General features: G+C 60.4%; 4 protein-coding genes. 3 read left to right on the top strand and 1 reads right to left on the bottom strand.

What is annotated here, in order from left to right; translation table 11 throughout:
- Positions 1 to 116: 116 nt before the first annotated feature.
- Both ACO6VD_RS16600 and yccS read left to right on the top strand, forming a co-directional pair.
- Entirely contained in the window at positions 117 to 1,298 is a 1,182-nt protein-coding gene (locus tag ACO6VD_RS16600) for an NAD(P)/FAD-dependent oxidoreductase (RefSeq protein ID WP_422420658.1), read from the top strand.
- 117 nt (positions 1,299 to 1,415) lie between these two features.
- Positions 1,416 to 3,596, top strand: a complete 2,181-nt coding sequence (gene yccS / locus ACO6VD_RS16595; RefSeq protein WP_422420656.1) for a YccS family putative transporter — start codon at positions 1,416 to 1,418, stop codon at positions 3,594 to 3,596.
- Here the strand turns inward: yccS and ACO6VD_RS16590 are convergent, their stop codons facing one another.
- Positions 3,597 to 4,334, bottom strand: coding sequence for a substrate-binding periplasmic protein (locus ACO6VD_RS16590; RefSeq protein ID WP_422420655.1), 738 nt, complete (start codon positions 4,332 to 4,334; stop codon positions 3,597 to 3,599).
- A gap of 240 nt (positions 4,335 to 4,574) precedes the next feature.
- Between ACO6VD_RS16590 and ACO6VD_RS16585 the strand changes: the two genes are divergently transcribed.
- Entirely contained in the window at positions 4,575 to 5,027 is a 453-nt protein-coding gene (locus tag ACO6VD_RS16585) for a GNAT family N-acetyltransferase (RefSeq protein WP_422420653.1), read from the top strand.
- Positions 5,028 to 5,425: the final 398 nt, after the last annotated feature.

Raw genomic sequence — 5,425 nt, 5'->3', positions numbered from 1 at the left:
TCGTCTGAGCTGTTTGTTGAATTTACTGGCCTGATCGCGGGGCAAGCCCGCTCCCACCGACTGTGGGAGCGGGCTTGCCCCGCGATAGTCTCACCACCGTTGCAGGGGATTTTGCAGTGCGTTCCACCGAAGTAATCATCATTGGCGCAGGCGCCGCCGGCCTGATGTGTGCCCTGACTGCCGCCGGTCGCGGCCGTCAAGTGCTGCTGCTCGACCACGCCAACAAACCGGGCAAGAAGATCCTGATGTCCGGTGGTGGCCGCTGCAACTTCACCAACATGTACACCGAACCCTCGAACTTCCTCTCACAGAACCCGCACTTCTGCAAGTCGGCCCTGGCCCGCTACACCCAGTGGGACTTCATCGAGATGGTCAGCAAACACGCTGTGCCTTATCACGAGAAGAAACTCGGCCAGCTGTTCTGCGATAACAAATCCAGCGACATCCTCGACATGCTCCTGCGCGAGTGCGATAGCGCTGGCGCCGAGCTGCGCATGGATACCCGCATCGACCAGATCGAGAAGGTCGACGGCGGTTACCTGCTGGAAACCAGCGCCGGACAATTCCACTGCCAGTCGCTGGTGATCGCCACCGGCGGTCTGTCGATCCCGACCCTGGGCGCCACCGGCTTCGGCTATCAGGTTGCCCGCCAATTCGGCCACAGCCTGCTGCCGACGCGCGCAGCACTGGTGCCGTTCACCATTACCGAACCGGTACTCAAGGGCATCTGCACCGAGCTGTCAGGCAGTTCCGTGGACTGTATCGCCAGCTGCAACGGCAGCAGTTTCCGCGAGAACCTGCTGTTCACCCACCGCGGCCTGAGCGGTCCGGCGATCCTGCAGATCTCGTCGTTCTGGGAAGCCGGTGACACGGTTGAAATCAATCTGCTGCCAGACCACGACGCCCTGACTTGGCTGCAGCAGCAACAGGCCGAGCGCCCCAACAGCGAACTGAAAACCCTGCTCGGCGAGGTTTTCACCAAGAAGATGGCCAACCTGCTCAGCGAGCACTGGTTCGTCTCCAAACCGATGAAGCAGTACACCCCGGCGGAGCTGCTCCAGGTGAGCGAAAAGCTCGGCGCCTGGCAGGTGGTTCCAGCCGGTACCGAAGGCTATCGCACCGCCGAAGTGACCCTCGGTGGCGTCGATACCCGAGAGGTGTCCTCCAAGACCATGGAGTCACTGAAAAGCCCGGGGCTGTACTTCATCGGCGAAGTACTCGACGTCAGCGGCCACCTCGGCGGTTTCAACTTCCAGTGGGCCTGGGCATCGGCGTACGCGGCCGCGCAGTTCGTCTAACCTTCGCGGTAGAATCAGCGCATCAAGGAACAAATTTTGCTGGTCAGAAGCATCCGTAATACGGTTGCCATCTGACTGGCTCAATTTCGATCATCGCCCAAGGCCTGCCTACCCGACATGTCATCCTCCTCGTTCAGCCAATCGTTGCGCCGCCTCTGGGCGCTGGACAAGTTCAGCTATGCCATCCGCGTTCTCATTGCCCTGACCGGCAGCATGTTGCTGTGCTGGTATCAGGACGAGATGAGCCTGCTGATTCCGCTGTTCCTGGGCATCATCGCCAGCGCCCTGGCCGAGACCGATGACAGCTGGCAAGGGCGTCTCAATGCCCTGGCCGTTACCCTGGTGTGTTTTACCGTTGCCGCGCTGTCGGTGGAGTTGCTGTTCCCCTACCCGCTGATCTTTGTCTGCGCTCTGGCCCTGGCGAGCTTTGCCCTGACCATGCTGGGCGCCTTGGGCGAGCGCTATGGCGCCATCGCCTCGGCCACGCTGATTCTCTCGGTCTACACCATGATTGGCGTGGACCAGCGCGGCGGTGAAGTCAGCGACTTCTGGCACGAACCGCTGCTGCTGGTGGCCGGTGCTGCCTGGTACGGCCTGCTCTCGGTATTATGGCAGGCGTTGTTTTCCAACCAGCCGGTGCAGCAAAGTCTGGCGCGCCTGTTCCGCGAGCTGGGACGCTATCTGAAACTAAAGGCAACGCTGTTCGAGCCAATCCGTCAGCTGGATGTGGAGGCCCGTCGCCTGGAACTGGCCCAGCAAAATGGCCGCGTGGTCGCCGCGCTCAATGCGGCCAAGGAAATCATCCTGCACCGCGTTGGTAACGGTCGGCCCGGCTCCAAGGTCAGCCGCTACCTGAAGCTGTACTTTCTCGCCCAGGACATCCACGAGCGCGCCAGCTCTTCGCACTACCCCTACAACGCCCTGACCGAAGCGTTCTTCCACAGCGACGTGCTGTTCCGCTGCCAGCGCCTGCTACGTCAGCAAGGCGTGGCCTGCCAGCAACTGTCCGAATCGATCCAGCTGCGCCAACCGTTCATCTACGACAGCGGTTTTGCCCAGGCCCTGGAAGACCTGAATGCCTCGCTGGAGCACCTGCGCATCCAGAGCAACCCGGCCTGGCGCGGCCTGCTGCGCTCGTTGCGCGCACTGGCCGCCAACCTGGCAACCCTCGACCGCCTGCTCAGCGATGCCAGCAACCCCGACACCCTGGCCGATGCCAGCGATAGCAGCCTGCTCGACCGCTCGCCGCATAACCTGGCCGATGTCTGGAACCGTCTGCGCCAGCAGATGACGCCCACCTCGCTGTTGTTCCGCCACGCCCTGCGCCTGCCCCTGGCACTGTCGATCGGCTACGGCATGGTCCACCTGATCCACCCGACCCAGGGCTACTGGATCATCCTCACCACCCTGTTCGTCTGCCAGCCCAACTACGGTGCAACGCGGCGCAAGCTGGTGCAGCGGATCATCGGTACCGGCATCGGCTTGACGGTGGGCTGGGCGCTGTTCGATCTGTTTCCGAGCCCGATCATCCAGTCACTGTTTGCCGTCGCCGCCGGGGTGGTGTTCTTCGTCAACCGCACAACCCGCTACACCCTGGCCACAGCGGCGATCACACTGATGGTGCTGTTCTGCTTCAACCAGGTCGGCGATGGCTACGGGCTGTTCCTGCCACGCCTGTTCGATACCCTGGTCGGTAGTCTGATCGCCATTCTTGCGGTGTTCCTGTTCCTCCCCGACTGGCAGGGCCGACGCCTGAACAAAGTGCTGGCTAACACCCTGAGCTGCAACAGCACCTACCTGCGCCAGATCATGCAGCAGTACGCCCAAGGCAAGCGCGACGACCTGGCCTACCGCCTGGCCCGGCGCAACGCCCATAACGCCGACGCGGCGCTGTCGACCACCCTGGCCAACATGCTCATGGAGCCTGGGCATTTTCGTAAGGAGGCAGATGTCGGCTTCCGCTTCCTGGTGCTGTCGCACACCCTGCTCAGTTACCTGTCAGGCCTGGGCGCACACCGTGAAACCACCCTGCCTGCGGATGTCCACGAGCAGTTGATTGACGGCGCCGGTGCCAGCCTGGCCAACAGCCTGGATGAGATTGCCGAAGGCCTGGCTAGCAAGCTGCCCGTGGCGATCCACAGCGATGCCGAAGAAGCCCTGGCCAATGCGCTTGAGCAGATGCCCGAAGAGCTCGAAGAGAACCAAAGGCTGGTACAGACCCAGCTGGCGCTGATCTGTCGTCAGCTGGGCCCGCTGCGCACCCTGGCAGCCCACCTGATCAAGGATGCGCCGGCCTGATCAGAAGCCGAAGTGCTTGAGCAACCGCTCATAACTGCCATCAGCCTTCATCTCGCTGATGGCCCGGTCGAAGCCGGCAACGATCTGCTGATGCTGGGGGTTCTTAAGACTCACCAGGATATGCAGGGTGTTTTCGCCAAGCGGTTTGTCGACAAACTCGATGCTGTTACGCACCGAACTAGACTCGCGCTGCAGGAAGTATCGAGCGACATACTCGTCCTCAAGGGTCAGCCCCACCCTGCCGGCTGCCAGCATGCGTACCGCCACCGAAAAATTGCGTACCGGTATCTTCTGCAAGCGCACATCTGCGTCGAATGCAGGGGAATAGGCATAGTCCCTGACAACCGCAATGGGATAGGGGGTCAGATCACTCAGGGTCTTGAACCTGAGCGGATCGCTCTTGCGTTTGAGCAGGCGGATGCGATTGGTAATGTAGCTGCTGGAGAATGCCCCGATCCGGATGCGACTCTCGTTGAACCAGGCATTGATCAACACGTCGTAGCGCCCTTCCTCCACACCCAGCAGCGCCCGTGCCCAAGGCACCTGCTCGTATTCGCTGTCGAACCCGGCACGGCGCAGGGCGGTGGTGACGATGACCGTCGCCAGACCGCCACCGGGAATTGCGGCGTCAGTAAAGGGCGGCCAGACGTCGGCAACCAGACGCAGCTTTTCAGCCTGCGCGGTATTGAGCGCCAACAGTAATCCAAGCAAGCCCAAGACTCGAAGCAGTGCTGCCATGCCCAAAACCTTCAGTAGACGCACCATCACACGTCGTTGATATCAACTGCTTGAGAGTTAGCGCTGTAAGCACGCTTGCGCAGGTTACACAAAGATGAAGTCTCACGGCAGAGGCAATGATATCAAATTGCCTTTATTTTGAGCCGCATCACTGTCTACCCTGACTTATGCCCATTTCGCCCTCGTCCTTGCCCCTGGCATCTGCGATGATCAAGCCAATCAACTGCTTGAGAGCCACCCATGACCATCGACTGGATCTGCAAACATCACAGTGACCTTGGCAAGGAACAACTCTATGCCATTCTGCGGCTGCGCACCGAAGTCTTCGTGGTCGAGCAGCGCTGCGCCTACCAGGAAGTCGATGGCCAGGACCTGAGCGGCGATACCTTGCACCTGATGGGTTGGCAGAACGATGAGCTGCACGCCTACCTGCGCCTGCTGGATCCGGAATCTCAGGGTGGCGACGTGGTGATCGGTCGCGTGGTTACCGCGCCATCGGCACGGGATCAGGGGCTGGGCCATCAATTGATGGAAAAGGCGCTTGAACAGGCCGAGAAACACTGGCCCGGCGTGCCGGTTTACTTGTCGGCACAGGTGCACCTGCAGGACTACTACGGGCGTTATGGCTTTGTGGTGGTGGGTGAGGAATTTGTCGATGAAGGCATTGCGCATATCGGTATGCGCCGCGGCTGAATTCTGGAGCCATTACATCTTGTAGGAGCGGATTAATCCGCGATGGCCTGCGTAGCAGGCCCACCTTTCGCGGATAAATCCGCTTGTGTCTTGAGGTAGGAATAGAATCTGAGGTGAGAGCGGTGAATGGCAAGTTGCTAATCCGGGGTGCCTAGAGCACGTGTAGGAGCACAAACTGCCATTCACCGTTCCACTTTGGCGAGAGCCCGAACAGTTGGATGAGGGCCAAATCTCGAATCACAAGCGTGGGCCAAGCCAAAGTTCTCTCACTCGTTGAGTCTAAGAGGTTTTGGCCATGTCTTCCTCTGTCGGCATCGATGTTTCCAGCACTAAGTTAGCGGTTCACATCCGTCCCGAGGGTGTTAATTTCAATGTTTCCAATGACTTGAATGGCTTCA

Origin of the sequence: Pseudomonas sp. GZD-222 (genome assembly GCF_049310525.1) — a bacterium.
In the GTDB taxonomy this organism is placed as follows: domain Bacteria; phylum Pseudomonadota; class Gammaproteobacteria; order Pseudomonadales; family Pseudomonadaceae; genus Aquipseudomonas.
Note: the sequence above shows the minus strand (reverse complement) of the source record. Positions and strands in the feature narration are given on the sequence as shown.

Coding starts and splice junctions, on each gene's coding strand:
- yccS (WP_422420656.1), top strand. CDS start 1,416: ATGTCATCCTCCTCGTTCAGCCAATCGTTGCGCCGCCTCTGGGCGCTG.
- ACO6VD_RS16590 (WP_422420655.1), bottom strand. CDS start 4,334: ATGGCAGCACTGCTTCGAGTCTTGGGCTTGCTTGGATTACTGTTGGCG.
- ACO6VD_RS16585 (WP_422420653.1), top strand. CDS start 4,575: ATGACCATCGACTGGATCTGCAAACATCACAGTGACCTTGGCAAGGAA.